Origin of the sequence: Nocardia brasiliensis ATCC 700358, from assembly GCF_000250675.2 — a bacterium.
GTDB lineage: Bacteria > Actinomycetota > Actinomycetes > Mycobacteriales > Mycobacteriaceae > Nocardia > Nocardia brasiliensis_B.
Genome location: NC_018681.1, coordinates 7,700,788 through 7,727,616, shown reverse-complemented (window position 1 = coordinate 7,727,616; position 26,829 = coordinate 7,700,788). Strand labels below are relative to the sequence as shown.

Below are 26,829 nucleotides of genomic sequence, written 5' to 3'. Positions count from 1 at the left end.
ATCTGGACCGACGCCGATTTGCCTTCGGGTACGAACTACTTCAGTTCCGCACTCGTCTTGCCGAGGATGCGGCGGGCGACGATGAGCTGCTGGATCTGCTGGGTGCCTTCGAAGATGTCGAGGATCTTCGAGTCACGGCCCCACTTCTCCAGCAGGGTGCGCTGCGAGTAGCCGATGGCGCCCGCGAGTTCGACGGCCTTGAGCGAGACGTCGGTGCCGGTGCGGCCGGCCTTGGCCTTGGACATCGAGGCCTCGAGCGAGTTCGGCTTCTTGTTGTCGGCCATCCACGCGGCGCGCAGCGACAGCAGGTAGGCGGACTCGTAATCGGCTTCCATGCGCAGGAATTCGGCGGCCGCGGCGTGCTGGTTGTTCGGCGGGGTGTCGTAGGAGATCTCGACACCGGCGTCGGTCAGGATGGCCCGCAGCTCCTCGAGGGCGGCGCGGGCGACGCCGACCGCCATCGCGGCGACCATCGGCCGGGTGTTGTCGAAGGTCTGCATGACCCCGGCAAAACCCTTCTCCACGTTGACTTCCGGGCTGCCGAGGATGTTGTCCTTCGGAATCCGGCAGTCCTGCAGCAGCAGCACCGCGGTGTCGGAGGCCTTGATGCCGAGCTTGTGCTCGAGCCGGGCCACCGAGAGACCGGGAGCGTCGCGCGGCACCACGAACGACTTGATCGCCGCGCGGCCGAGACTGCGGTCGACCGACGCCCACACCACGATGTGGGTGGAGCGCTGGCCCGCGGTCACGAAGATCTTCTCGCCGTTGAGCACCCATTCGTCGCCGTCGAGCACGGCGGTGGTGGTGACGGCGGCGGAGTCGGAACCGAACGACGGCTCGGTGATCGCCATGGAGGCCCACACCTTGCCGAATCGCTTCAGCTGCTCGTCGGTGGCGACAGCCGCGATGGCCGCGTTGCCCAGTCCCTGGTAGGGGATCGAGAGCATCAGGCCGACGTCGCCCCAGGAGGTCTCCAGGGCGTTCAGCAGCGCGGACATGTTGCCGCCGTTGCTGTTTCCGAGCAGCTCGGTGGCGTGCCCGTTGGTCTCGCTGTCGTCTTCCCGGCCGCCGGCCGCGCCGCCGATCTTCTGCGTGCCGGAGTCGGCGAGGCCTTCGACCATGGCAGCCATGGTGTCCAGCTCGACCGGGTACTCGTGCTCGGCGAGGTCGTATTTGCGCGAGATCGGGCGGAAGATCTCGGTCGCGACCTGATGGGCCTGGTTGGCGCTGGCCCGCAGCTTCTTGGGGAGTTCGAGGTTGATCATTGTTGAGGTCTCCTGAAGTAAGGAACGGGCCGACTAGATGAGCACGACACCTTCGGCGACGCCGATGGCCCGCAGATCGCGGTACCAGCGCTCGACCGGGTGTTCCTTGGTGAAGCCGTGACCGCCGAGCAGTTGCACGCCGTCGAGGCCGATCTGCATGCCCTTGTCCGTGGCCAGCTTCCGGGCCAGCGCCGCCTCACGGGCGAAGGAGAGTCCCTGTTCGGCGCGGGAGGCGCCGCGCAGGGTGACCAGCCGCAGCCCGTCGAGTTCGATCGCGATGTTGGCGACCATGAAGGCGACCGCCTGCCGATTCGAGATCGGCTCGCCGAACGCTTCGCGCTCGTTCACGTACGGAATCACGTAGTCCAGCACGGCTTGTCCGGTGCCGACGGCGAGCGAGGCCCAGCCGAGGCGGGCCAGCCGGACCGCGTCGGCGTAGTCCTCGGCACGCTGCTTGGCGTCGCCGTCACCGAGGATCGCGTCGGTGCCGACCGCGACGTTGTCGAGCAGCAGGCGGCCGAGCCCGGCCGCGCGCAGGCCCATGCTCGGATCGGCCTCGACCACCAGGCCGGGCGCGTCCGAGGGGACGATGAAAAGCGCAGGGCGGCCGTCGAGTTCGGCGGCGATCAGGAACAGTTCGGCGTCCGCGGCCGCGGGCACCAGGCTCTTCACGCCGGAGATCCGGTAACCGCTGGGGGAGCGAACGGCCTTGGTCTGCAACGCGAACGGATCGAACAGTGCGCGCGGCTCGCTGATCACGACGGAAGCCTGCGGCACGTTCTCGCCGGTGAAGGCGGGCAGGTAGGTCTTCTGCTGGGCGTCGGTACCCCACTGGGAGAGGGCGACCGCGACGCCGCTCGGCGCGAGGATGGGCAGCGCCAGGCCCATGTCGCCGTGCGCAAGCGCCTCGGCCACAAGGGAATTGGTGACCGCACCGCGCTCGGAGGCGGCGCCTTCGAGTTCCTCGGGCACGTTGATCAGCGTGATGCCCAGTTCGGCGGCGCGTTCGAGCAGATCGCGCGGGGCCTTGGCGGCCGCGTCGGCCTCGTAGGCGGCCGGGCGCAGGATCTCGTCGGCGAATTCCTTCACCGTCTCGGTGATCATCTGCTGCTCGTCGGTCGGCGTGAGGTCGAAGAAGTCCTTGTTCTTCGCCTCGTTGGGCGCGAGCCGCTTCGGCTGGCCGTTACCGGTGACCTTGGCGAAAACGCGGGTCGCGGCGCCGAGGGTGCGGAAGCCGGTCTTGGTGCCCTCGTAGGTGACTCGCTCGATCGGCTTGCGCAGGTTGTACTTCTCGGCGAGTTCCGACCCGGTCAGGGTCGTCATCACCCGCATAGCCGCGCCCATCCAGTCCCGTTTGGGGTGGTTCAGGCCGACCGCGGACGTGTCTGGACGTCGCTTCGTTGCGCTGTCTCGAGTGCTCATCATCACCTGTTTTCTCGGGTGGGTGGGGGTGAGGTCTTGTCCCAGCTATCTTACTCCTGAGTAAGACTATCTTACTCCCCAGTAAGAACCGCGTCGAGGTGCAGCATACGCCGCTGTGACCGGCTCGGCAGCGCGACCTCCGGCCGAGCGTGCGTAGCCCGGACCGCCCGCGCGACGGCGGCGTTTGTGCCACGCTGAAGGGGTGCCCATCGTTGCGGCGTGCTTTGCCGTAGTTCTTGTCACATTGGCCTCGCGTTACGGGTATCACCGGGACGAGCTGTATTTCCTGGCGGCCGGTCGGCATCTTTCCTGGGGGTACCCGGACCAGCCCCCGTTGACTCCGCTGGTGGCCGAGCTGATGGCGGCAATCGATCCCGATTCGTTACTCCTGCTGCGGCTGCCCGGCGTGCTCGCGGCAACCCTCGTGGTGGTCTGCGCCGGACTGCTCGCTCGGGAGTTCGGCGGCGGCCGAGGCGCGCAGGCACTGGCCGCCGCGGCGGTCGCGAGCGCCGCCCTGCTGATGGGCGCCGGGCACATGCTCAGCACCGCGGTGTTCGACCTGGCCGTGTGGTCGGTGCTGTCGCTGCTGGCACTGAAACTCGTGGGCCAGGACGGCGTCGAATCGACGGCTCGGCGAAAATCGTTGTGGTTCAACGGCCCACGTCTGTGGATTGTGATCGGCGTGGTCGTGGGCGTCGGCTTGCAGAACAAACTGCTGCTCATCTTCCCGCTCGCCGCGCTGGTGGTCTCGTTGCTCCTGTTCGGGCCGCGAAAGATCTTCGCCACCAAGTACTTTCCCCTCGCGATCGGGATCGCCGTGCTGATCTGGCTGCCCTATCTGGTGTGGCAGGCACGCAACGGCTGGCCGCAATGGGAGATGGGCCGGGCGATCGCGGGCGGCTCCTCCGGCACCTCGGATTCCCCGATCATGTTCGTGCTCTTGCAGTTCGGGCTGATGGGCCCCGTGTTGGTGCCGCTGTGGCTCTTCGGGTTGTGGCGGCTGGCCAGGGACCGCCGCTATCGCGCCTTCGCCGCCACGTACGGCCTGCTCTTCGTGCTGTTCCTCGTGATCGGCGGCAAAGCCTATTACCTGGGCTCGATGTATCCGATCCTGCTCGCGGCCGGTGCCGTCCCGCTCGCGGGCTGGTTGGGGGAGCGCAAGACCCGCTGGGCCGCAGTGAGTTTCGGTGTCGCGGTCAACGCGGCGCTCTGTGCGGTGCTGTTTCTGCCGGTACTGCCCGTCTCGGTGCTGAAGGACACGCCGGTCCTCGCGGTCAATTACGACGCCGGCGAGACGATCGGCTGGCCGGAATTCGTCCGTCAGGTCGGCGCGGTGCGTGCGGGCATGGGCGACAATGTCGCCGTGCTCACGGCCAACTACGGCGAAGCCGGAGCCATCGAACGCTTCGGCGCCCCGTACCGCCTGCCCGTGCCGCATTCCGGCCACAACTCGTACTGGTGGTGGGGGCCGCCGCGCGACGGCACCGCCGAGTACCTCACCGTCGGTATCGACCGTGACCGCCTGGCCGAGATCTTCGCCGATATCCAACCCGCGGGCCGGATCGACAACGGGCTCGACATCGACAACGACGAGCAGGGCGAACCACTGTTCATCTGCCGCGACCTGCGCGCGCCGTGGTCCGAACTCTGGGCTCGCGCCAAGCACCTGGGCTGACCCGGCAGACGGGTCAGCCGTGCCGGTATCTCAAAGACTGTGCCGAACCAGGAACTCGTCGACGGTCTTACGCCACTGCTCGGGCTGTTCGGCCATGAGGACGTGACCGGCCGCGATCTCGGTGTACTCGGCTCCCGGGATGGTGTCGGCGAGGAAACGCGAATTCGACGGGTCGATCAAGAGGTCTTCGGTCGCGTTGACGATCAAGGTCGGCACCTCGAGCCGCGGCAGATCCCGTGTGGTGTCGACTCGTTCGACCAGGGCAGCCTGCTGCCGGGTGCCGCCCGGGATGGTGGTGGCGCCGGCCCGGACGGCTTCGTCGACCGCGTCGGCGGACAGCTCGTTCAAGAAGGTCGCGCTGAACGCCATCGAAAGCGTCAGCCGGGAGAAGGTGGTGGCTTCCCCACGCTCGAGCAGGTCCTGCCAGAGCTGCACAGCCAGGCGAGCCCGGTTGTCGGCCTTGGCGAACCCGGCGGCCAAGATCAGGCCACGCACCCGGTCGGGGTGTCGTACTGCGGCCCGCACGGCCACCGTGCTGCCGAGTGAGTAGCCCAGCACAGTGAACGTTTCCACGCCACGCTCGACCGCGGCGCCGACGAGCGCGTCCGCCAAGCCGTCGAGGTCGAGTCGCACGTCCTCGTCCGGATAGTCGGAGGCGACCACGGTGTGCGTCGCGGCCAGCGCCGGGATCAGGGTGCCGAAGTTGGTGTCGATGGTGCCGCCCGCGCCGTGCGCGAGAACGAGGCCGGGGCCGGAACCGGTGACGGTCGTCTGCAAGGGAATTGCTGTCATGCCGGCCAAGTTAGGAATTCACATGAGTGTGAAGGCAAGCGGGCGGTGAGGGAGGTCATATGTTGATCGGAGAATTGGCCCGCCGCACGGCCGTGAGCACCCGCCTGCTCAGGTATTACGAGGAGCAGGGGTTGCTGGAGCCACAGCGTGACTCGCTCGGCTATCGGTCTTATGCCGACGACGCGCCGGAGCAGGTCGGCTACATCAGGCAGATGTTGGCGGCGGGACTGTCGACCGAGGACATCCGCGGCCTGCTGTCGTGCGCCGTGGATCGCGGGGACGCGCGGTGGATCCAAGCCTGCGACAAGTCCCTGGGCATTGTGGCGAACAGGCACAGCGAGCTGGACACCAGAATCGCCGAACTCGAACGGCAGCGGGAACTGCTGGTGCGCACCCGGGCCACGATCCGCGAAGCGCAACCCGTCACGTAGGTCTGCTGAACTGCACCGCACTGGGCGCGCGCCGAAACACGATGCACGGACGCAGCGAGCCGGCCCAGGATGTTCCCGGACCGGCTCGCGGTGGCGTTCGGCGCTACTCCCGCACGTAGTACCGCAGCGTCCCGTACGCGGTCAACGCCGCGAAGATGACACCCACCGGCGCGATCACCAGCGCGACCATCGCGATGTCGTCGCCGGTGATCCGCGGAAACACCTTGCTGGAGAACAGATCGCCGAGCGCCCGGTCGATCACCAGCGGCCGCGCGATGAGCAGGCCGAGCACCGCGACCACCGATCCGGCGAGCGCCGCGACCACCGCCTCCAGTAGGAACGGCAGCTGGGTGTACCAGCGCGTCGCGCCGACCAACCGCATGATGCCGACCTCGGTGCGGCGGGTGAAGGCCGCGATCTGCACCATGTTCGCGATCAGCAGCAGCGCCGCCAGCGCCTGGAGCACCGCGAGGCCGAAGGCCGCGTTGCGCAACCCGTCGAACAGACTGACCAGGCGGTCCACGATGTCCTTGTCGTTGCGCACCAGGCCGACGCCGGGCCGCTCGTAGAACTTCTCATAGATCTGCGGATACAGTTCCGCGTTCTTCATCTTCACCCGCAGCGACGCGGGCAGCGGCGTCTCGCTGACGTATTTGGCCAGCTCGGGCTGGTCCTTGAAGGTCTTCTCCTTGGCCTCGCGCACGGCGTCGTCGCGGCTGAGGTACTGGACCGATTCCACGTCCTTGGTCGCCTTCAGGTCCGCCATCAGCGTCTTGCACGGATCCCGCGAGCAGTCCGGGTCGTTGGCCGAGACGTCCTCGGTGAGGTACAGCCGCACCTCGAGCCGATCCAGGAAGTACTGCTCGGTCTTGTCGGCGATCCGCACCGCGAGCAGACCACCGCCGAGCATGGTCAACGAGACCGCGACGGTCAGGATCATCGCGATCGTCATGGTGACATTGCGGCGCAGGCCCGCGAAGACCTCGCTGAACAGGAAACTCGCGCGCATCAGCGATCAACCCCGTAGACGCCGGTCGCCTCGTCGCGCACCAGCCGGCCCCGATCGAGTTCGATCACCCGTCGGCGCATCGCGTCGACGATGTGGTTGTCGTGGGTGGCCATCAGCACCGTCGTCCCGATCCGGTTGATCCGCTCCAGCAGCATCATGATGTCGCCGCTGGTGTCCGGGTCCAGGTTGCCGGTGGGCTCGTCGGCGAGCAGCACGAGGGGCCGGTTCACGAAGGCGCGGGCGATCGCCACGCGCTGCTGTTCGCCGCCGGACAGCTCACTCGGTAGTCGATCGGCTTTGCCGCCGAGCCCGACCATCTCCAGCACCTCGGGGACGGTGCGCTCGATGAACTGGCGTCGCTTGCCGATCACCTCCAGCGCGAACGCGACATTGTCGTGCACCGACTTCTGCTGCAGCAGCCGGAAGTCCTGGAACACGCAGCCCATCCGCTGGCGCAACTTCGGCACTTTGCGACCGGGCAGCCTGTCCACCCGGAAGTCGGCGACCTGGATCTGTCCCGCGGTAGGGGTCTCCTCTTTCAGCAGCAGCCGCATGAAGGTCGACTTGCCCGAACCGGACGGCCCGATGATGAAGACGAACTCGCCCTTGCCGACTTCGACGCTGATGTTGTCCAGCGCCGGTCGCGTCGAGGTCTTGTACGACTTGGTGACGTTGCGCATGGTGATCACATCAGCCCCCTGACGGGGTGTCGCAGACCCGCTCGTCCAGGCGGCTTTTGCCTTGTCTGGCAGGGCATTTCGCTCCAATCGTGGCACTGCTCTACATCGGTGCCCAGCGGTCGGCCACGGCTGGGCTTCGTGCGGTGGCGCGCTACCGGCCGAATTCCAGCTAACCAGGGGTAACCCGCGCCAGCGATCCTAGCGCTTGCCGCGGCCGGTCCACGGGAGCACGGACGCACCTGTCCGATCCGGTCGCTATCGGTTCGGCCATTCGCCCCGCGGGCCGAGCTGGCCGCGGCCGGTGCACCCGCGTCCCGCCGCCGCGCCGAACTCGGCGGCCCCTCGGGTCAGCTCCTGGAACACCCGCAGACCTTCGCCGATCTTTCCGGCCGCCTGCTCCAACTGCTCGGGCGGGAGCCGCTTGCCGCACGCTGCCGCGTCGAGCAGCTGGTCACGGACCTGTTCGAGATTCCACGTCGCCCACTCCCGGCGCGAAGGTTGTGACATGGGCCGACGATACCTCGAGTCGAACTCATGTTCGATATGAGCGGCTCGGGCGTCAGGTGTGCGGGCCGGGCCGGGCGACGCGGTGGGTGAAGGTGCCGTGGAAACCCCACGGGATGTGGTGGTCGAGCCAGGCGGTGGCCAGCGGTCCGCGCTCGGGATCGCGGGCGTCCAGAATCAGCAACTGCGAACGGTTCTCGGTGAGTTCGTGATTGAGGGCGAGCAGCCACCCGTCGTCTTCGGCGGCGTCGCGGGAGCGGGGTACGAACAAAGGCTCGCCGACCGAACTCGCGCCCAGTTCGCAGCTGCGAACCGTACCGGTGTGGTGGTCGACCTTGACGATGGAGTCGAACAGTCCGGCGGGGCCGCCCGCGCCGGCGAGGTAGGTGTATCGGTGTTCGCGGGTGCCGCGACGCCAGTCGTATTGCGGGAACTCGCCGGAGCGGTCGGTGAGTTGGTGTTCGATGACCTGGCCGCTCTTGGTGATTCGGTACTGCATCAGCCTGGAGTCCGGGAACTGTGGTCGCCCGGCATCGGCGCGGTTGACCATTCCGGTCATGCGGCGGAACTCGTCCCATGCGGTGTCCAGGCGCACCAGCTCGAGCACGACGTCGTCGCCGTCGTCGTAGGCGTTGGTGAGGTGCACATGAAGTAGCGCTTCGTGCTCTACGATCCGCGCCCTGCCGCCGTTCTTCGGGACGAGCAGAAAACGAGTTCCTTTGGCGCGCTTGAAGTCGAGTGCCTCGATGAACGAGTGGGTGGCCAGCGCGATCTTCGGGATGTTCGGCAGAATCGGGTCGAGCACGAACACCAGATACCTTGCGGTGAGGGCGAAGTCGTGATTCCAGGGCAGGTCGAGCATCGGGATGGTCGCGAGCCGGTGTAGTCGCCCGCTCCGGTCGATACGGTAGGTGCGGATGCGCGGGGTGGGCAGGATGTCCAAGCCGAAGTTGTACATCTCACCGGTGGCGGGATCCCATTTCGGGTGCGCGGAGAACGCACCCAGAAAACCGAGCCTGCCGTCGAAATCCGTGGGGCCCAACGTGTCCAACGTGTCGGGGTCGATCCGGTGCGGGTTGCCGAGTTCCCACAGCGCGAGCAGCCCGCCGTCATAGTTGACGATATTGGTGTTGGCGACGTTCGCCGGGAGCCGGCCGACGTTGGCCACTGGACCGCCCGGAATCTGCCCGCCCACACCGCGATAGCGGATCCGATCCGACCGTTGCCCATGCTCGAAATGTCTGGTGCGGACGTAACGATTGCGGAAGCGCACCGTCGACCCGTCGAGCACGAACTGCGAAACCATCCCGTCACCGTCGAACACGTTGTGCAGCAACGAACGTCCGACCTGATGCTTACCCGGCCCGATCCGATACAGCGTGCCCCGCAGCTCCTCCGGCAGTCGTCCGTCGATCCGGGTGACGTAGTAGTCGAGCTCGTCCAGCAGCGGCGCAGTGACCTGGCGGTAGGCGGGGCCGTTGGGCACGTTGGTCATCTGGATTCTCCCTTGAATCGCAAATCTGATGACGCTTGTCATCTGATGACGTACGTCCGCAAATGTAGGAGTCCGCCTAGAGTGTTGTCAATGACGAACCAGGCCGTGCGCAGCTACGGCGGTGTCAGCGCCGCCGACCGCAGCGCCGAGCGTCGCGCTCGGCTGCTCGCCGCCGCCCGCACGACCTGGGGCGAATCCGGGATCGCCGCCGTCACGGTGCGTGGCGTGTGCAAAACCGCGGGACTCACCGATCGGTACTTCTACGAGCACTTCCCCAATCGAGAAGAACTGCTGGCCGCCGTCGCAGACGAGGTGCGCGACCAGTTGCTCGCGATACTCGTGCAGGCGGGGGTGTCGAGTGCCGGACCGGCCGAGGTCCAGCTCCGCTCCGCGCTCCAGGCATTTCTGGAGGCAGTCGCGGGTGATCGGCACATCCACCGCATCGTCGCCAGCGACCCCGGCGACTTACCGGCCCTGGTGCGGCGGCGACACGACGTGCTGACGATCATCGCCGACCTCGTGGTCGCGCACGCGCCCACGGCGCTCGGGATCACCCCCGACCCGGCCTGGCTCCGCCGCGCAGCCCTGTTCATCACGGGCGGTGTCAATCAGCTCATCGAAGGCTGGCTCGACGGCACGCTCGAGCTGACAACCGCCGAACTCGCCGCCGAGTGCGCCGACATGTGTGTCGGCGTGCTCGGCAACACGCGCACCTCCTGAACGCGGCGAGGTGAGCGCGACGGGCTCAGCGGGGCGGGGCGACCGCCGGATTCACTGCTGCCGGAACGGTGTTCAACGGTTCCGGGCGGGACACCATCGCGTCGTCCGGCTTGACGAACAGGTACAGGACGAGCGTCGCGATCCACGCCGCCATCAGCATCGCGGTGGAACGTCGCGGTCGTACTGATTCCTTCAAGAGCGTGCTGGGACGCACCGACTCCTTCAGAAGCGAGATGGTTCTACGTGGTCTCACTGATACCCTCCCGGCGCAATGCTGCGGCTACCCGCACCCGCAGTTCGCGTCCGACTTCGAATTGTTTGCCTGGCAGTGTGCGGGCAACCATTCGGATGTTCATCTGGTCAACGGTCAGATCCTCGACACCCATCACCGAGGGTTCGTCGAGGAGCAGTGGTTTCAACCGAGCGTCTTCGTACGCCTTTGTACCGACGTCGTGCAGGATCTCGTTGATCCTGGTGATATCGGCCGTCGCGGGCACCGGTACGTCGATGGCGGCGCGGGCCCAATCCTTCGACAGATTCGTCACTTTCACGATCTGCCCGTTGGGCACGGTGATCACTTCACCGTCCGAGTTGCGCAAGGTGGTGATCCGCAACGTGACGTCTTCGACGGTACCCTCGGCCATCTCCGCGGAGCCAGTCACCGCGATGCGAACTACGTCACCGAAGCCGTACTGCCGCTCGGTGATCAGGAAGAATCCGGCCAGGATGTCCTGCACGATGCGCTGCGCGCCGAAGCCGAGCGCGGCGCCGAGTACCGCCGCCGGAGCGACCAAACCGGTGATCGCGAAACCGAGTCTGCGCAGCACCTCCATGCCGACCAGCACATAGACGATGGTCAGCACCACCCAGGTGACCACCTGCGCCAGCGCGTGCCGATGCTTGGCCGCTTCGGACCGCACCAGCGCGTCGCCGCCGCGGAAGCCCTCGTCGATCTTGCGCGTGATCCGATCCCGGATAAACGTCGCGAATCGACTGAACAGCACCGCGCCGAGAATCAGCAGCACGATCTCGAGACCATTGGAACGCAGCCAGTTCGTGGTCTCCGAGGTCGTCGCGAGCGACATGGTCAACACCTCGAGGGAACTTCCGACTGGACGCACGCCAGACAGGTTACCGGCGTCCGCCCGCCGATTCCGCGCAAGCGGGCGGACTTAATGAGCAAAAAGCCGGACTTAACTGGGTTGTTCGCGTCAGCTGGCCTGTTCGCGCATCCGCCAGCGGATACCCGATTCGATGAAACCGTCGATGTCACCGTCGAGTACCGCCGACGGGTTGTTGACCTCATAGTTCGTCCGAAGATCCTTGACCATCTGGTACGGGTGCAGCACGTAGGAGCGCATCTGGTTGCCCCAGGAGGCGCCCTCGTTGGTCTTGAGCGCGTCCATCTCGGCGCGCTCTTCCTGCCGCTTGCGTTCGAGCAGCTTGGCCTGCAGCACCCGCATCGCCGAAATCTTGTTCTGGAGTTGGGATTTCTCGTTCTGGCAGGTGACCACGATGCCGGTCGGGATGTGCGTCAGGCGTACCGCCGAGTCGGTGGTGTTGACGCTCTGGCCGCCGGGCCCGGAGGACCGGTACACGTCGACGCGCACCTCGCCTTCCGGGATCTCGATGTGGTCGGTGGTCTCGACCACAGGCAGCACCTCGACCTCGGCGAACGAGGTCTGGCGCCGGCCCTGGTTGTCGAACGGGCTGATCCGCACCAGGCGGTGCGTGCCCATCTCCACCGAGAGTGTGCCGTAGGCGTAGGGCGTCTTCACCGCGAAGGTGGCGCTCTTGATACCGGCCTCTTCGGCGTAGGAGGTGTCGTAGACCTCGACCGAGTACTTGTGCCGATCGGCCCAGCGGATGTACATGCGCATCAGCATCTCGGCCCAGTCGGCGGCGTCCACGCCACCCGCGCCCGAGCGGATGTTGACCAGCGCGTCGCGCTTGTCGTACTCGCCGGACAGCAGGGTGCGCACCTCCATCGCCTCCACGTCACCGTGCAGCGCGGCGCGTTCGGCGTCGGCATCGGCCAGCGCGGCGGTCCGCGAGTCGCCCTCTTCGCCCTCGGCCAGCTCGTAGAGCACCGGCAGGTCGTCTAGGCGCTGACGCAATTCCTCGACCCGGCGCAGCTCACCCTGCGCGTGCGAGAGCTCGCTGGTCACCTGCTGCGCGTGGTCCTGGTCGTTCCACAAATCGGGGTCTGCGGCTTGATGCTCGAGCTCGTCGATACGTCGGCGCAGCTCCTCGATGTCGAGGACCGATTCGACCGTCTTGAGGGTGGCGTCGAGTTCGGCGAGATCAGCGGAAACGTCAGGATGCACGATGCTCAAGCCTACTGGTACAGCGTCACTGCCGAAGCAGCAGTGCGGCCGTGCCGGGTCGTGCCGGGGGACCGGTGATCGTCCGGCGGCGCTCAGACCGCGCGCAATGCGCCGGGACGGCGGCCGGTCAGGGTGTCGAGGGCGCTGGCCGTGGCGTCGTCCGCGGGCAGGTGCACGATCAAGTGCTGATCGTCGTCGGCGGACAGTTCCAGGGTTTCGTAGGCCAGGCGCAGCGCGCCGATCTCGGGGTGCACGAAACGGTTGATCCCGGTGGCGGCGGGCAGACTCGGCACTGTGTCGACCCGCTCGGTGAACTCCGGGCCGACGGTGACGGTGAGTTCGTCGGCGAGCATCGCGATGTGCGCGTCGTTGCGGAACGGCCCCTGTTTGAGGGTGGCGACCGTGTGATCGGCGAGGTGGTGCCAGTCCGGGTACGCGGTGCGCGCCCGCGGGTCGGTGAACACGAACCGGGCCAGGTTCGCGGGCGTGCTGTCGAACAGGCCGGTCGGCGCCATCAGCCGGTGGTAACCCTCGGTGTGCGCGAGCACCTCGGTGAGCCGGTTCACCACCACCGCGGGCGCGGGCTCGAGCCGGTCGAGCACGGCGCGCACCGCGGGACGCACCTCCCGCGGCGGCTGCGCGTCACCCATGCAGGTGAACCCGCTGTCGGCCGATTTCGTGAGGCGGTGCAGGTGGATTCGGCCACTCGGGGTGAGCCGCAGCGCATCCGCGAGCGCGGAAAGCACCTGCGGTGACGGACGACGGTCGCGACCTTGTTCGAGGCGGGTGATGTACTCCACGCTCACACCGGCCAGCATGGCCAGCTCAGCGCGGCGCAGCCCGGGCGTGCGGCGGCGCGGCCCGGTGGGCAGTCCGACCTCGGCGGGGGTGACCGCCTCGCGGCGGGTGCGCAGGTACAGGCCCAGCTCGTTGTCGCTCACCTGTCGAACGTAACAAGCGGTCACCCGCCGAGGGTGTCCCTGCCACTACCACTCTCACGACGGTCTCCCTCGTCTTCGCGGCGGCCAGCAGATTGATCTGTGCGGCGATCGGACGGTCACCGCGACAGTGGAGGAGAAAACTGATGTCGGCTTTGAAACTCGCGGTGATCATCGGCAGTGTCCGGGAGGGACGGTTCGGACCCGTTGTCGCGGAATGGTTCACCGAGCACGCCAGGAATCACGGGGCGTTCGAGGTGGACGTGATCGACCTGGCCGAAGCTCATGTTCCGCTGGCGCTGCCCGAGGTGCCGCCCGCGATGGACCCGAATCCCGAACGTCCGGCAGGCATGACGGAACTCACCCGGCGGCTGACCGAGGCCGACGCGTTCGTGATCGTCACGCCCGACTATAACCGCAGCATCCCCGCGGCGCTGAAGGCGGCGATCGACTGGCATTTCACCCAATGGGACAGCAAGGCAATCGGATTCGTCGGGTACAGCGGTCTGAGCGGCGGGCTGCTCGCGATCGAGCACCTGCGGCAGATCTTCAACGAGCTCAACGCGCACACGGTGCGCAACTACGTCTCGTTCCCGCGTTATTACCTGCTGTTCGACGAGCAGGGCAAGCTGCGCGATCCCGAAGAGCCCGCCGCGGCCGCCCAGGCCCTGCTCGACCAACTGCACTGGTGGGCCGAGGCGTTGAGCGCGGCTCGCGCCGTCACGGTGGCGTGAGCCTTTCCCGGCCGTGTCCGGTGCGGGCTCGGCGGTGGATCGAGGCGCGAACCCACGTCGACGACGCACAACTCGCCCGCGCGGTCGTCCCGCTCGATGCCGGGACCGATAGGGTGCGTGCGTGGCTGACTACTCCTCGGACCTGGAACTCGCCCTGCGGTTGGCGGACGAGGCCGACGCGATCACCCGGGCGCGGTTCGGCGCGCTCGACCTGCGGGTGGACGCCAAGCCGGATCTGACGCCGGTGTCGGACGCGGATCTGGCGGTGGAGAAGGCGATCCGTCAGGTGCTGGGTGAGCAGCGGCCGGGCGATGCGGTGCTGGGGGAGGAGTTCGGCGGCGACGTCGAATTCGAGGGCCGGCAGTGGGTGATCGACCCGATCGACGGCACCAAGAACTTCGTCCGCGGGGTGCCGATCTGGGCCACCTTGATCTCGCTGCTGGACGACGGTGTCCCGGTGGTCGGCGTGGTGAGCGCGCCCGCGCTGTCCCGGCGCTGGTGGGCGGCGGCGGGCGCGGGCGCCTGGCATCGCGTCGACACTGCGGCGCCGACACCGATCGCGGTGTCCGCGGTCGGCGAACTCGATGCCGCCAGCCTCGCCTTCTCCAGCCTGTCCGGCTGGCAGGAACGCGGCCTGCGGGACAAGTTCCTCGCCCTCACCGACGCCGTGTGGCGCGTCCGCGGCTACGGCGACTTCTTCACCTACTGCCTGCTCGCCGAGGGCGCCGTCGACATCGCCACCGAACCCGAAGTCTCCCTGTGGGATCTGGCCGCCCTCGACATCCTCGTCCGCGAAGCCGGCGGCCGCTTCACCGCACTCGATGGCACCCCGGGCCCGCACGGCGGCGACGCGATCGCCACCAACGCTCTGCTGCACGACGAGACACTCAGCCGCTTGCGGGCCTGATCGGCCTGAGCTGTTTCCGGCAGATCCGTCGTCAGGCGTCGGCGGGGATCAGTAGGCGCTCCATCAGGACGACGTTGATGTTGCCGTGGAAGTGGGCCGGGAGCGGGACCTCGCGGAGTTCGGTGAAACCCTGTGCGGTGTAGTACTTCCGGAGCACCGGGTTGTTGGCGGCGGTGTCGAGGCGCTGCAGGGTGATGCCCTGGTCGAGGGTGTAGTCGGTGCAGAACTGGATGATCCGGCTGCCGAGTTCGCGACCGCGCTGTTCCGGCGCGACCATGAGGCCGTGGATGTAGCCGGCCTCGGTGTCGTCGTCCGCGCCCCAGAAATCCGGATCACGCCACACGAGGCGGACCGTGGCGAGCAGGGTTCCCGTGTCGTCGCGCCAGACGAACCATTCGCCCCGGTCCGTCTCGGCGGCGACGAGTTCGGCGGGATATTCGCCCGGATGCCACTGGTCGATGCCGTTGTCCACCATCCACCGGGCCAGTCGATCCCGCAGGTGCGCGATGTCTTCGGCGTCGGCGCGGGTGGCCGCGATCATGGGAGCGGGTTCCGGCATGCTGCTTCCTTTCCGAACTGCGGCGTGCTGCACATCTGTTCTACCGCGTGGGTGTTGCGGGGGTGAGGTCGATATCGGCCGGCGGGCGCAGGCGGCGCAGGGTGCCGTCCATCGCGGTGAGGTACAGCGCCCACGAGTCGCCGTCGGGCGCGATCCGGACGGAGGTGGTGCCGTCGGGCGGGTTACGCGTCGAGTCCGGTTTGATCAGTCCGGTGATGATCGCGCAGGCCGCGCCGGTGCTGGGATCCACCTTGTTGATCGCGCCGAAGGCATGGTCGGCGACGAACAGGGTGTCCGAGCGGGTGGCTTCCATATCGTCGGGAAGGGTGACCAGATTCGGAATTCCGGCGATTGCGACCGGACTTTCCGGCGCGTCCAGCGGAACGCGGAAGATCCGCATGGTCAGGTTGTCGGTGTAGATCGACCGCCCGTCCGGCGCCAGCGCGAGCCCGTTGGTGAGCGGCAGGCTGGACCAGGTTCGGGTGTATTCGCCGGTCGAGGGACGGTAGCGGCCGATGCCGGTCTGCGGCGCGCGCACGCCGATGGTGGTGAAGAGCAGATCGCCGTCGGGTAGCAGCAGCAGGCCGTTCGGGCCGTTCAGCCCGGTGAGCAACACGGTCACCGCGCCGGTCGCGATCTCGTAGCGCTGTAGCGTGCCCGGTGCGGCGGTGAGTCCGTCGCCGGTGAGGAAGTAGACGTACGGCCCCGCGACCCGCACCCCCGCGGGGAAGTCCAGTCCGGTGAGCAGCTTCTCGAAACGGCCGGCGCTGTCGATATGGGCGAGGAACCCATCGACGATGCCGGTGACATAGAAGCCGCCCGCGCCGTCGGAGTCGAGATTCTCCAGATTGCCCACGCCCTCGACCACGGTGCTCGCCTGCCAGCCGTCCGCACACTGTGGCGTTGTCGTCGGCGCCGCGGCCGCGGTCGGCGTGGCCACGGCGAGCCCCGCCGCGACTGCGACCGCGAGGACGGCGGTCCTGATCCGGTTGCTCCCCAGCCCTATTGCCATGTGCGCCAACCTAACAGGGGCCGGTCGGCGGCTCCTCCCGGCGAATTCCACGTGATTCGGCGCGGTCGCAGGTCAGGGCAGTGGACCGGAGACGTGGGATTGTGGTTTGTCCCCATGTGGAGTAATCGAGAGCCGAGCTGCGGAATCTGTCGACGTACCGGTGGCGCCGTGCGCGGGCACTCGTAGGATGGGCCGGGTGACTCCCCCCGATGCATTCGCGGCCGTGGCGACCGACACCGAACCCGGTGTGGACGCGGGATCCGGTGCGGCGCAAGAGGTTCTACGCCGGGTCTTCGGTTACGACAGCTTCCGCGGCGATCAGCGCGAGATCGTGGAACACGTGGTCGCGGGTGGTGACGCGCTGGTGCTCATGCCGACCGGCGGCGGCAAGTCGCTCTGCTATCAGGTCCCGGCGCTGGTGCGTCCGGGTGTCGGTGTGGTGATCTCACCGCTGATCGCGCTGATGCAGGATCAGGTGGACGCGCTCAGCGCGCTCGGCGTGCGCGCCGGATTCTTGAACTCGACCCAGTACCCGGACGAGCGTCGCACGGTGGAGGCACAGTTCGTCGCGGGCGAACTCGACCTGCTGTACCTGGCACCGGAGCGATTGCGCTTGGAATCGACGGCGCAGCTGTTCGATCGGGGCAAGGTCGCGCTGTTCGCCATCGACGAGGCGCACTGTGTCTCGCAGTGGGGCCACGACTTCCGGCCCGACTACCTCGCATTGTCGGTGCTGCACGAGCGCTGGCCGGATGTGCCGCGCATCGCGCTGACCGCGACCGCCACCGGCAGGACCCGGGACGAGATCGTGCAGCGCCTGGACCTCGGCTCCGCCCGCCGGTTCGTCGCCAGCTTCGACCGGCCGAATATCCAGTACCGGATCGAACCGAAGAACAAGCCGGATCGGCAGCTGCTGGAGTTCATCAACACCGAACACGCGGGCGACGCAGGCATCGTCTACTGCCTGTCGCGCAATTCCGTGGAGAAGACCGCTGCCTTCCTCACCGAGAACGGTATTCGCGCGGTGCCGTATCACGCCGGACTGGACAACCGCACCCGCGCGCAGAACCAGGCGCGCTTCCTGCGCGAGGACGGCCTGGTCGTGGTCGCCACCATCGCGTTCGGCATGGGTATCGACAAACCGGATGTGCGCTTCGTCGCGCACCTGGACCTGCCGAAATCGGTCGAGGGCTACTACCAGGAGACCGGTCGCGCGGGCCGCGACGGACTGCCGTCGACGGCGTGGATGGTGTACGGCCTCAACGATGTTGTGCAGCAACGCAAGATGATCGATTCGTCCGAGGGCGACGCCGCGCACCGGCGGCAATTGCAACTGCATCTGGACGCGATGCTCGCGCTGTGCGAGACGGTCAGCTGCCGACGGGTGCAGCTGCTCAACTACTTCGATCAGCCGGGCGCTTCGTGCGGCAACTGCGACACCTGCCTCACGCCGCCGGAATCCTGGGACGGCACCGTGCCGGCGCAGAAGCTTCTGTCCACGGTGCTGCGGCTGAAGCGCGAACGCGGCCAGAGCTTTGGTGCGGGCCATATCGTCGACATCCTGCTCGGCAAGAAGAATCCCAAGGTGCTGCAACACGATCACCACGAGCTGAAGGTGTTCGGGATCGGCACCGATCTCCGTGATATCGAATGGCGTGGCGTGGTGCGGCAATTGCTCGCGGGTGGGCTGCTCGCCGTGCACGGCGACTACGGCGTGCTGACGCTGACCGAGGCGAGCAACGAGGTGCTGTTCGACGGACGTCAGGTGCTGCTGCGTCGCGAACCGGAGCGGGTCACCAAACCGGCCCGTGCCGCGAAAGCGGGTAAGGCCGCGGTCGATATGGCGCCTACGGATGTGCCGGTATTCGAGCGGCTGCGGGAATGGCGGGCGGCGACCGCCAAGGAGCAGGGCGTCCCGGCCTATGTCGTGTTCCACGACGCCACGCTGCGCGAGATCGCGGCGCGCAAACCGTCGAGCCTGGCCGAACTCGGGACCGTGGGCGGCGTCGGCGAGAACAAGCTGGCCAAGTATGGCGAAGGGGTGCTCGAAGTACTGGCCGGAGAGTGACATTCTGCACCTTCCCGGCATGTGTCCCGCGGGCCTGATCACGGCTCGGGCTCGCGGGAAACTCCCTGTGTGACAGCGGTATTCGTGTGCGGCGCGGCGTGTCGAGGTATGCGGACATGCGTATAAGACAGCGGTTGGTAACGGAGCGGTTGCCCGTTGTGCCCTTTTTGTTCAGAAGACCTCGTAAAGCTCCGCACATCCCATGTCTCTACGAACAATGGAGTTTTCGCTCATGCCCCCTGTCTCGTCGCGTTCCCTGCCCCGCCGGTTCCGTGCGGGCGCAGTCATGGGCGCCGCCGTTCTCGTCGGAGTCCTGGCCGCCTGCGGATCCTCCGACTCCACGAAGCAGGGCAACGGCGAGCTCATCAGCCCCAAAGCCCAAGGGACGCTAAGCGACAACGGCGGCGCCCGCCGGACCACCGGCGATCGCACCGAGGCCCTGCGTGCCTCGCTCAACGGCAACCAGGCCAAGAACGTCATCCTGCTGATCGGCGACGGCATGGGCGACTCCGAGATCACGCTCGCGCGCAATGTCGCCGAGGGTGCGGGCGGGTACTTCAAGGGCATCGACGCGCTGCCGCTCACCGGCTCCTACACGCACTACTCACTGGACAAGAAGACCGGCAAGCCGGACTACGTCACCGAGTCCGCGGCCAGCGCCAGCGCCTGGGCGACCGGCACGAAGACCTACAACGGCGCGATCAGCGTGAACCTCGCGGGTGAACCGCAGACCAACCTGACCGAGATCGCCAAGGCGAACGGCAAAGCCACCGGCAACGTCAGCACCGCCGAGATCCAGGACGCCACCCCGGCCGTGCAGGCCGCGCACGTCACCGAGCGCAAGTGCTACGGCCCCGAAGAGACCACGGCGAAGTGCCCGACCAACGCGCTGGAGAACGGCGGTCTGGGCTCGATCAGCGAGCAGTTGCTGAACACCCGCGCCGACGTCACCCTGGGTGGCGGCGCGAAGAGCTTCGAGCAGAAGGCGGTCGCGGGCCAGTGGCAGGGCCAGACCCTGCGGGACCAGGCCAAGGCCCGGGGCTACAACCTGGTCTCGGACAAGGCCGGTCTCGACGGCGTCACCAAGGCGGACCAGGACGCGCCGGTGCTCGGCCTGTTCTCGCCCGGCAACATGCCGATCCGGTGGGCCGGCGACACCGCGGTCCCGAACGGACTGAGCCTGCCCGCCCAGACCTGCCGGCCGAACCCAGAGCGCGCGGCCACCGTGCCCGACCTGGCGAGCATGACGCGTAAAGCGATCGACCTGCTCAAGGATCGCAAGGACGGCTTCTTCCTCCAGGTCGAAGGCGCGTCCATCGACAAGCAGGACCATGCCGCCAACCCGTGCGGTCAGATCGGTGAGACCGTCGACCTGGACGAGGCCGTGCAGGCCGCGCTCGAATTCGCGAAGAACGACGGCAACACCCTGGTGATCGTCACCGCCGATCACGCGCACAGCAGCCAGATCGTTCCGCTCGAGACCAAATCCCCGGCGTTGACCAGCAAGGTCGTCACCAAGGACGGCGCCGAGATCGGCGTCTCGTACGGCACCTCCGATGTCGCTGGTTCGCAGGAGCACACCGGCACCCAGCTGCGCATCGCGGCCTACGGCCCGCGCGCCGCGAACGTGGTCGGCCTGACCGATCAAACGGACATGTTCTTCACCATCTCCGACGCGCTCGGCTTGGATCGCAGCAAGAAGCCGGTCGTCGCGGCGAAGTAAGGCGACACGGTTCCGGTTCGTCCCGCCCGGCATCGCCGAACCCGCCCCGATGGGCGAAGATGGGTGCCGGGCAGGGCGCCGGATCGTGGAGGATTTCAGATGCCTGACAACAACTTTGGCCGCCGGGGTTTCCTGGCCGGTGCGGCGGGCGTCGCGGCGGGTGCGTCGCTGGTCGGCCTGTCGCCCGCGCAGGCGGTACCGGTCGCGCCCGGGGTCACCAAGTTCGACTTTCCGACCGAGCGCAGGCTGCGGGTGCTGGTGACCGGCGACGCGGGCACCGGAACCCGCACGCAGTGGGCGGTCGCCGACGCGATGCGGGAGTTCCACCGCCGTGAACCCGTGTCGCTGGCGCTCGGCCTCGGCGACAACATCTACGAGAGCGGCCCGAACAGCGGCACCGACCACCAGTTCGCGGACAAATTCGAAAACCCCAACGCGGGACTGGATTTCCCGTGGTTGATGGTGCTCGGCAACCACGACACCAGTTCCGTGCTGCCCGGCGACGGTGGGTGGCTGCTCCGCGGCAATCACGAGGTCGAGTACCACGCCAACTCGCCACGCTGGTGGATGCCCAGCCGGTACTACTCGGTCCGGGTGCCGGAGCAGAACCCGGTCGTAGAGTTCTTCGTCCTCGACCTCAACCCCATCGCCGCCTACGTGCCGCCGATCCTCTCGCCCTACTGGGCTGTCGACGGCCAGTTCATGAACGAGCAGCGCGCCTGGTTGGACCGGGCGCTCGCCGAGTCGACCGCCACCTGGAAGATCGCCTGCACGCACCACCCGTACCTCAACAACGGGCCGCACGGCGACGCCGGAAACTACGAGAACCTGCCGATCGAACCGATCAACGGCGTCCACGTGAAGCGGTTCTTCGAAGATCACGTGCTCGGCACCTGCCAGTACCTGCTGTCCGGCCACGACCATTCGCTGCAGGTGCTCGAGCCGACCATCGGCTCCAAAGGCACCCGCCAAATCGTGTCCGGCGCGGCCGCCAAAACCGTCGGCGCCGAACCCGCGATCACGCCGCGCGCCGGGCATCCCGCGCTGTTCGAGAACTATCACGAGCTCGGCTTCATGGTCCTCGATCTCACCGAAAGCCGTACGGACCTGCGGGTATTCACCGTCGACCCGGCTACCGCCGCGGGGCGCGAGGTCTTCGCCCGACGTCTCGCCTGAGTACCAACTGCGTTGCGGCGCGCGGTAATCGGGGCGTGTCGCCGCCGTCCGGGTTACCGTGCTCGCTATGGCTAGCGGTGATGGCCCGGACGACGACGCGGCCGGCAGCTCTCCGAGCGCCGAGGCCCCCGATGCGCCGCCGGTCGTCGGCCGCGGCGTCGACCCGAGCGTGGAGAGCGTGTGGTTGCGGCACCGACTACCGCCCCGCCCGGGCAGACCCCGGATCTCCACGGTGTTGCTCGTGCTCGCCTTCATCGCCCTGTTCACGGTCTGGGTGCTGTTCCGGCCCGCCGGCTGATCGCTGAGTGCCACGCCACAACCTGGGAATAATCGGGTTGCCGCGTCACTTAAGGTTGATCGTTATGAAGGAACAGGGGCGTAAGGTCATCGCGACCAATCGCCGGGCGCGGCACAACTACACGATCCTGGACGTCTACGAGGCCGGGATCGCGCTGGTTGGTACCGAGGTCAAGAGCCTGCGTGAGGGCAAAGCCTCGCTGGTGGACGCGTTCGCGACGGTCGACAACGGCGAGGTGTGGCTGCGCGGGCTGCACATCCCGGAGTTCAGCCACGGCACCTGGACCAACCATTCCCCGCGCCGGGTGCGGAAGCTGTTGCTGCACAAGCGTGAGATCGATCGCCTGGTCGGCAAGTCGCGGGAAGGCAACCAGACGCTGGTTCCGCTGTCCATGTACTTCTCCGACGGCAAGGTGAAAGTCGAACTGGCTCTCGCCAAAGGTAAGCAGGACTACGACAAGCGCCAGGACATGGCGAAGCGCACCGCAGAGCGTGAGGTCACCCGCGAGCTAGGGCGGCGGATCAAAGGCATGCGTTGACGGCGGTCCTGCTGGGGCTGGTCGCTGCGCTGGGTTACGGCGTCAGCGATTTCTTCGGTGGGGTCGCGGCCCGGCGGGTGAACGCGCTGCGTGTGGTCATCTACTCCTATCCGCTGTCGGTCGTCCTGGTCCTGGCAGTGCTGCCGTTCGTCGCCGGGGACATCGACGCGGTCTCGATGGTGTGGGGACTCGCCGCCGGTGTCGCCAGCGGATTCGCGGTCTGGTGGTTCTACGCGGCGCTGGCCGCAGGTCCGATGGCCGTGGTGTCCCCGCTCACCGCGCTGCTCGTCGCCGGGATTCCGGTGCTGATCGGCCTGTTGATCGGCGAACGCCCCAGCCCGCTCGCGTACGCGGGCATCGTGTTCGCGCTCATCGCGGTGCTGCTGGTCAGCCGCGAATCACCGGACGAGGTGACCGAGGAGATCACCGGCGGCCGGGAACTGCGTTTCACCAGACGGGTCGCGCTGCTCACCGTCGGCTCCGGCGTCGCCTACGGGTTCACCTTCGTGTTCCTGCACGAAACCGCCGCCTCGGCCGGACTCTGGCCGCTGCTCGCGCAGCGCATCGCCGCCAGCCTGGTGATCTGGCTGGTCGCCGCCGCGGCCGGGCAATTCCAGCGGCTCCGCGGCGAACCGCTCCGCCTCGCCTGCTACATCAGCGTCCTCGATGTGATCAGCAACGCAGCCCTGCTGTACGCCTTCCACGGTTCCATGCTCTCGCTGGTCAGCGTGCTCGGCTCGCTCTACCCGGCCGCGACCGTCCTACTCGCCATGGTGCTGCTCGGCGAGCGCGTCGGACGGTTACAGCAGGTAGGGATGGTGCTCGCGCTCACCGCCGTCGGACTCATCGCCGTGGCGTGACACCCGCCGAATAATGGGAAGAACCCGGCATCGGCCGGTGTTAATATGAACAGCCCGGCAAGGTGCTGGGACGTACGGGGCTGAACGGTTTCGACTGCGTACGTAGATCTAGGGGAAGCGTGTCGGTGCAGGCAAGAGACCACCGTAAGCGTCATTGCAACCAATTAAGCGCCGATTCCAATCAGCGCGAGTACGCCCTCGCTGCCTAAGCAGTAGGTCGTCTCTGTCAGTCCGGGTTCGTCCCTCGACCCGGGTACTGGCATCAGCTAGAGGGACTTACCGTCCGAGCCGGTCGCGGACCCGGACGGAAAATCAAACAGCGACTGGGATCGTCATCTGAGCTTGTTCGCGAGACTCGGAGATCCAAGTAGAGACACAGCGAACTGCACACGGAGAAGCCCTGGAGACGCGGCGGAGGACCCGGGTTCGATTCCCGGCAGCTCCACGAGTGCGAGGCCCATGCCCACAGAGGGCGTGGGCCTCGCTCGTTCCGCTGAGTGTTCTGTGGGGGTGCAACCCCCACACCCCGCCCGGCGGGCTTCGCCCCCGGACCCCCTCCCGGACGCTGCCCGTCTGCCGGTCCCTATGCAGCGTCCCCGGACCCCTCCCGGGCGCTGCCCGTCTGCCGGTCCTTATGCCGTGCCCCCGGACCCCCTCCCGGACGTTACTTCCTCTGTCAGTCCTACGCTGACTCGGCTCCCGGCATGTGGCCAACGGTGGACTGAGCTGGGTATAGAGGCTGGTGACGATCCCGGTTACAGGAACTCGATTTGCAACTGCTGCAACAACTCTGTTCTCGAGATCAGTATCGCGCATTGGCGGGGTGGGCGGATGAGTCCTGATGAGCGGGGTGGGAAGATAGACCGTCGCCACGGCGCTTGCCGAGGTGCTGGGTCACCAGGCGGGCTTCTGAGGAGGGAGCGGGGACGATGGCGTCAGTCGAGCAGCAAGTGCAAAGTGCCGACAGTGTGATCTGTCAGAATCTTGACAGTCTCACGTGCGACCGGGGGTTCCTGTCGCAGAATGTCCTGGCGCAGCTGCGAAATCTCGTCGAAGGGCTGATCGTCTGGGCGAATCTAAACGATCCTTTCGCTGAGTTTCACTACAACCAGGTTGCGTCGGCGTTGGATGTTGTCAGGGCGACGGCCAAGTTCAGGCTGCTGGCCAGGTTCCACGCCCTGCTCCAGGCGAGTGTGTCACACTACACCTTGGATCGTGACCCGTCCGAGCGCCTGATGCTCAAGTACTATGAGTACTTGCTCCGGACCCGCGACCTGGCGAAACAGCAGTTCGGCATCGCCCTTCTGGGTAACCTTGAGAAGTTTCCGATCGATCTCGATCCATCACTTCGCGAATACTATGAGAAGATTGCGGCGCGTATAGACGTGCAACCCGACACGCGCGCATCGGGCGATCGCCGCGATAGATATTATATTCACGGAGCGCGTCCTTTCTTCATCGACGGCAATATTTACTATGAGGTCACGTTCTCTCTGGCGCACAATCGGACGAGTAAGTTCGATCGCATTATCGGCTTCACGGATATTGATATTACTGATAAGTATGCGGCTCTGCTGGAACTTGCGTCCGATACAATCACAGTCCTCGGTCAGACGATGCCTATCGCGGTCATACGCTCGTGGGAGGTGTCGATTCGCCCGTGTGAGTTCAATAACTTTGCGCGACTCTTCGGGGAGAGGACTCAGGTTCAGTCGAACCACATCGAGTTTCGCAACATAATGCATTGCCTGACAACTACTCACTCAAGTCTTCTCGACCTTGTGGATATGACCGACGAACGGTACGCCGAGTTTCGTGTCAAAGCGCTGGAGAATTCACGTCGAGCTCCGTCTATCTTCCCCGTAGTCGACCGCGCCCGGAGGGTGATTCGCGCCGATCAGCCGGGGTCTCGCCTGCTGCGATATCTTATGCTTCGGATGAACAACCAGGTCATCCGAGCCCAATACGAGCCGGAACCGTGTAGACAGTTGTCGAATCTCCGGGCGTCACACGGGTGTAGGCCGTTCGACACGATGCCGTTCTGTACTTCACCGCGCGGACATAATCCGCGTTTCGCGGATCTCGCGGAGAGTCTGAACGTGTCGAGCCGACCGCATGAGCTGTTGGCACGACGGATCAGGAATAATGTAGAGCAGCGCGGGACTATTTACACACCGGTTACGGAGCTCGAAGATCTGGGTGATGTGGACGCACTGATCGCACGCCACAACGGCGAACTCCCGCCTTCCCAGCGCCACGCACGTCGGAAGCTTGCGCGGGCAAATGGTTACGTGTTCATGGTCGGGTATGAAGACGACACCGTAACGATCATCGAGAAGCTGCAGAAGATCGCGTCCAAAGGCGTTGAGGATCATCGCAAGAACGTGAAGCGGTGGATCAACGCGAATCCTGACGCTATCGACGACGAGTTGAAATCCGATGCGTTGCAGGCACTCTTCGAACGCTCGAAGGTCGCGGTCGTCTACGGTGCTGCCGGCACCGGGAAATCAACCATGGTGAGTATTATCGCCAGCTATTTCACCGAAAAGCAGAAGCTCTTCCTCGCACACACGAACCCGGCCGTCGACAATCTGAAGCGGCGAGTGGAAGCACCCAATGCGGAGTTCAGCACGATTAGCAAGCACATTTATGGCAACGCATCATCGGGCATAACGTATGACGTGCTCGTGATCGATGAGTGCAGTATCGTGAGCAATGCGAGTTTGCTCAGCGTGTTAGAGAAGACGTCGTTTAATCTTCTCGTGCTCGTGGGTGATGTCTACCAGATCGAGTCGATCGAGTTCGGAAACTGGTTCGGTATCATCCGATCTTACATTCCAAAAGAATCGGTATTCGAACTTGCGAAGCCGTTCAGGACCACCGACGAAGCATTGCTCACATTGTGGGATCGAGTGAGAAACTTGGACGATCGTATCGAGGAGTCTCTTTCGAAGAATGGCTACTCAACCGTGTTGGGAGCCTCGCTGTTCCAGCATCATGGTGCCGATGAGATCGTGCTCTGCCTGAACTACGACGGCCTTTACGGTATTAACAACGTTAATCGCTTCCTGCAAGCTAGTAATCCGAATCCAGTCGTAATCTGGAACGATTCCACCTATAAGGTGGGAGACCCGATTCTTTTCAACGAGACCGATCGGTTCCGTCCGGTTATCTTCAATAATCTGAAGGGTGAAATCCGGCAAATTGACCGTGTGCCCGGTCATATCACGTTCGAAGTAGAGCTGGACCGAGATATCTCGGAGTCCGAGGTGGAATTCACCGATCTGCGATGGGTAGGGGGATCGACCGTACAGTTCGATGTTTTCGAACGTGGAAACACCGATGACGACGACGATACGTTCAATACCATTGTGCCGTTTCAGATCGCATACGCCGTGTCGATTCATAAGGCGCAGGGCCTTGAGTTTGATTCAGTCAAGGTTGTTATCACCGATGCAAATGAAGAAAGCATCTCCCATAATATTTTCTACACTGCGATCACTCGCGCGCGTAAGTACCTGACTGTGTTCTGGACGCCGGAAACGCAACATCGAATTCTGAGTGGGCTTGTAGTGCGTGAGAATACAAAAGATGAGAACCTGTTGAAGGTGCGTCGCGGTATAATTCCTGTGACTGCGCGGCAAAAGCGCCAGAAAACCCGTGAACGACCGTAGGCGATGTTGTAGCAGGAGAGAG

At 65.9% G+C, this 26,829-nt stretch carries 25 protein-coding genes and 1 other RNA gene; 13 read left to right on the top strand and 13 right to left on the bottom strand.

Annotated elements, in window-relative coordinates:
* Nucleotides 1-35: 35 nt before the first annotated feature.
* Nucleotides 36-1,265 carry an acyl-CoA dehydrogenase family protein gene (locus tag O3I_RS34380; RefSeq protein WP_014987645.1) on the bottom strand — a complete coding sequence of 410 codons (1,230 nt, stop codon included), beginning with the start codon at nucleotides 1,263-1,265 and terminating at the stop codon, nucleotides 36-38.
* A 33-nt stretch (nucleotides 1,266-1,298) separates the two neighbouring features.
* Nucleotides 1,299-2,693, bottom strand: a complete 1,395-nt coding sequence (locus O3I_RS34375) for an acyl-CoA dehydrogenase family protein (protein WP_081594209.1) — start codon at nucleotides 2,691-2,693, stop codon at nucleotides 1,299-1,301.
* Nucleotides 2,694-2,889: 196 nt separating this feature from the next.
* Here O3I_RS34375 and O3I_RS34370 point away from each other — a divergent pair, with 196 nt between their 5' ends.
* Nucleotides 2,890-4,362, top strand: a complete 1,473-nt coding sequence (locus O3I_RS34370; protein WP_141691873.1) for a glycosyltransferase family 39 protein — start codon at nucleotides 2,890-2,892, stop codon at nucleotides 4,360-4,362.
* A 30-nt stretch (nucleotides 4,363-4,392) separates the two neighbouring features.
* Here O3I_RS34370 and O3I_RS34365 read toward each other — a convergent pair whose 3' ends face one another.
* Nucleotides 4,393-5,154: an alpha/beta fold hydrolase gene (locus O3I_RS34365; RefSeq protein WP_014987642.1), complete on the bottom strand. Its 762-nt coding sequence runs from the start codon at nucleotides 5,152-5,154 to the stop codon at nucleotides 4,393-4,395.
* Between the two features lie 59 nt (nucleotides 5,155-5,213).
* On the opposite strand from O3I_RS34365, the gene O3I_RS34360 reads away from it, so the two are divergent.
* Nucleotides 5,214-5,585 (top strand): MerR family transcriptional regulator, encoded by a 372-nt coding sequence (locus O3I_RS34360; protein ID WP_014987641.1) that lies wholly within the window; start codon nucleotides 5,214-5,216, stop codon nucleotides 5,583-5,585.
* A gap of 103 nt (nucleotides 5,586-5,688) precedes the next feature.
* On the opposite strand, the gene ftsX is transcribed toward O3I_RS34360, so the two are convergent.
* The 4 genes from ftsX to O3I_RS34340 form a co-directional block, all read right to left on the bottom strand.
* A complete protein-coding gene (gene ftsX, locus O3I_RS34355; protein ID WP_014987640.1) occupies nucleotides 5,689-6,594 on the bottom strand; it encodes a permease-like cell division protein FtsX in 906 nt (301 codons plus the stop codon).
* Nucleotides 6,594-7,283, bottom strand: a complete 690-nt coding sequence (gene ftsE / locus O3I_RS34350; protein WP_014987639.1) for a cell division ATP-binding protein FtsE — start codon at nucleotides 7,281-7,283, stop codon at nucleotides 6,594-6,596. The genes ftsX and ftsE overlap by 1 nt, the downstream gene beginning before the upstream one ends.
* Nucleotides 7,284-7,529: 246 nt before the next feature.
* Entirely contained in the window at nucleotides 7,530-7,781 is a 252-nt protein-coding gene (locus tag O3I_RS34345; protein ID WP_014987638.1) for a DUF6374 family protein, read from the bottom strand.
* Nucleotides 7,782-7,833: 52 nt separating this feature from the next.
* Nucleotides 7,834-9,273, bottom strand: coding sequence for a carotenoid oxygenase family protein (locus O3I_RS34340; protein WP_014987637.1), 1,440 nt, complete (start codon nucleotides 9,271-9,273; stop codon nucleotides 7,834-7,836).
* Nucleotides 9,274-9,363: 90 nt separating this feature from the next.
* Between O3I_RS34340 and O3I_RS34335 the strand changes: the two genes are divergently transcribed.
* Complete coding sequence (locus O3I_RS34335) at nucleotides 9,364-9,993, top strand: TetR/AcrR family transcriptional regulator (protein ID WP_014987636.1); 630 nt, start codon at nucleotides 9,364-9,366, stop codon at nucleotides 9,991-9,993.
* Nucleotides 9,994-10,018: 25 nt separating this feature from the next.
* Here the strand turns inward: O3I_RS34335 and O3I_RS45140 are convergent, their stop codons facing one another.
* The 4 genes from O3I_RS45140 to O3I_RS34320 all read right to left on the bottom strand — a co-directional run bounded on the left by O3I_RS45140 (nucleotide 10,019) and on the right by O3I_RS34320 (nucleotide 13,261).
* Entirely contained in the window at nucleotides 10,019-10,207 is a 189-nt protein-coding gene (locus tag O3I_RS45140) for a hypothetical protein (protein WP_141691874.1), read from the bottom strand.
* A gap of 25 nt (nucleotides 10,208-10,232) precedes the next feature.
* A complete protein-coding gene (locus tag O3I_RS34330; protein WP_014987635.1) occupies nucleotides 10,233-11,078 on the bottom strand; it encodes a mechanosensitive ion channel family protein in 846 nt (281 codons plus the stop codon).
* A gap of 126 nt (nucleotides 11,079-11,204) precedes the next feature.
* A complete protein-coding gene (gene prfB / locus O3I_RS34325; protein ID WP_014987634.1) occupies nucleotides 11,205-12,320 on the bottom strand; it encodes a peptide chain release factor 2 in 1,116 nt (371 codons plus the stop codon).
* 92 nt (nucleotides 12,321-12,412) lie between these two features.
* Entirely contained in the window at nucleotides 12,413-13,261 is an 849-nt protein-coding gene (locus O3I_RS34320; RefSeq protein WP_014987633.1) for a helix-turn-helix domain-containing protein, read from the bottom strand.
* Nucleotides 13,262-13,404: 143 nt separating this feature from the next.
* Between O3I_RS34320 and O3I_RS34315 the strand changes: the two genes are divergently transcribed.
* Nucleotides 13,405-13,992, top strand: a complete 588-nt coding sequence (locus O3I_RS34315) for an NADPH-dependent FMN reductase (RefSeq protein WP_014987632.1) — start codon at nucleotides 13,405-13,407, stop codon at nucleotides 13,990-13,992.
* A gap of 121 nt (nucleotides 13,993-14,113) precedes the next feature.
* Nucleotides 14,114-14,899: a histidinol-phosphatase gene (hisN, locus tag O3I_RS34310; protein WP_014987631.1), complete on the top strand. Its 786-nt coding sequence runs from the start codon at nucleotides 14,114-14,116 to the stop codon at nucleotides 14,897-14,899.
* 31 nt (nucleotides 14,900-14,930) lie between these two features.
* Here hisN and O3I_RS34305 read toward each other — a convergent pair whose 3' ends face one another.
* Together O3I_RS34305 and O3I_RS34300 are read right to left on the bottom strand one after the other, a co-directional pair.
* On the bottom strand, nucleotides 14,931-15,458 hold the full coding sequence (locus O3I_RS34305; RefSeq protein ID WP_141691875.1) for a GNAT family N-acetyltransferase: 528 nt from the start codon (nucleotides 15,456-15,458) through the stop codon (nucleotides 14,931-14,933).
* Nucleotides 15,459-15,498: 40 nt separating this feature from the next.
* Complete coding sequence (locus tag O3I_RS34300; protein WP_014987629.1) at nucleotides 15,499-16,470, bottom strand: SMP-30/gluconolactonase/LRE family protein; 972 nt, start codon at nucleotides 16,468-16,470, stop codon at nucleotides 15,499-15,501.
* 196 nt (nucleotides 16,471-16,666) lie between these two features.
* Here O3I_RS34300 and recQ point away from each other — a divergent pair, with 196 nt between their 5' ends.
* The 8 genes from recQ to O3I_RS34265 all read left to right on the top strand — a co-directional run bounded on the left by recQ (nucleotide 16,667) and on the right by O3I_RS34265 (nucleotide 26,807).
* Complete coding sequence (gene recQ / locus O3I_RS34295; RefSeq protein ID WP_014987628.1) at nucleotides 16,667-18,538, top strand: DNA helicase RecQ; 1,872 nt, start codon at nucleotides 16,667-16,669, stop codon at nucleotides 18,536-18,538.
* Between the two features lie 286 nt (nucleotides 18,539-18,824).
* A complete protein-coding gene (gene phoA, locus O3I_RS34290; protein WP_014987627.1) occupies nucleotides 18,825-20,261 on the top strand; it encodes an alkaline phosphatase in 1,437 nt (478 codons plus the stop codon).
* A 99-nt stretch (nucleotides 20,262-20,360) separates the two neighbouring features.
* Entirely contained in the window at nucleotides 20,361-21,437 is a 1,077-nt protein-coding gene (locus tag O3I_RS34285) for a metallophosphoesterase (RefSeq protein WP_014987626.1), read from the top strand.
* A 67-nt stretch (nucleotides 21,438-21,504) separates the two neighbouring features.
* Complete coding sequence (locus O3I_RS34280; protein ID WP_014987625.1) at nucleotides 21,505-21,735, top strand: hypothetical protein; 231 nt, start codon at nucleotides 21,505-21,507, stop codon at nucleotides 21,733-21,735.
* A gap of 64 nt (nucleotides 21,736-21,799) precedes the next feature.
* The gene (gene smpB / locus O3I_RS34275) at nucleotides 21,800-22,273 is read left to right on the top strand and encodes an SsrA-binding protein SmpB (RefSeq protein ID WP_014987624.1); all 474 of its coding nucleotides are present in this window, start codon (nucleotides 21,800-21,802) and stop codon (nucleotides 22,271-22,273) included.
* Nucleotides 22,270-23,133, top strand: a complete 864-nt coding sequence (locus O3I_RS34270; RefSeq protein ID WP_014987623.1) for a DMT family transporter — start codon at nucleotides 22,270-22,272, stop codon at nucleotides 23,131-23,133. The genes smpB and O3I_RS34270 overlap by 4 nt, the downstream gene beginning before the upstream one ends.
* Before the next feature lie 76 nt (nucleotides 23,134-23,209).
* Nucleotides 23,210-23,581: a transfer-messenger RNA gene (gene ssrA / locus O3I_RS43455) on the top strand.
* A 481-nt stretch (nucleotides 23,582-24,062) separates the two neighbouring features.
* The gene (locus O3I_RS34265; protein ID WP_014987622.1) at nucleotides 24,063-26,807 is read left to right on the top strand and encodes an AAA family ATPase; all 2,745 of its coding nucleotides are present in this window, start codon (nucleotides 24,063-24,065) and stop codon (nucleotides 26,805-26,807) included.
* The last annotated feature ends 22 nt before the right edge of the window (nucleotides 26,808-26,829 follow it).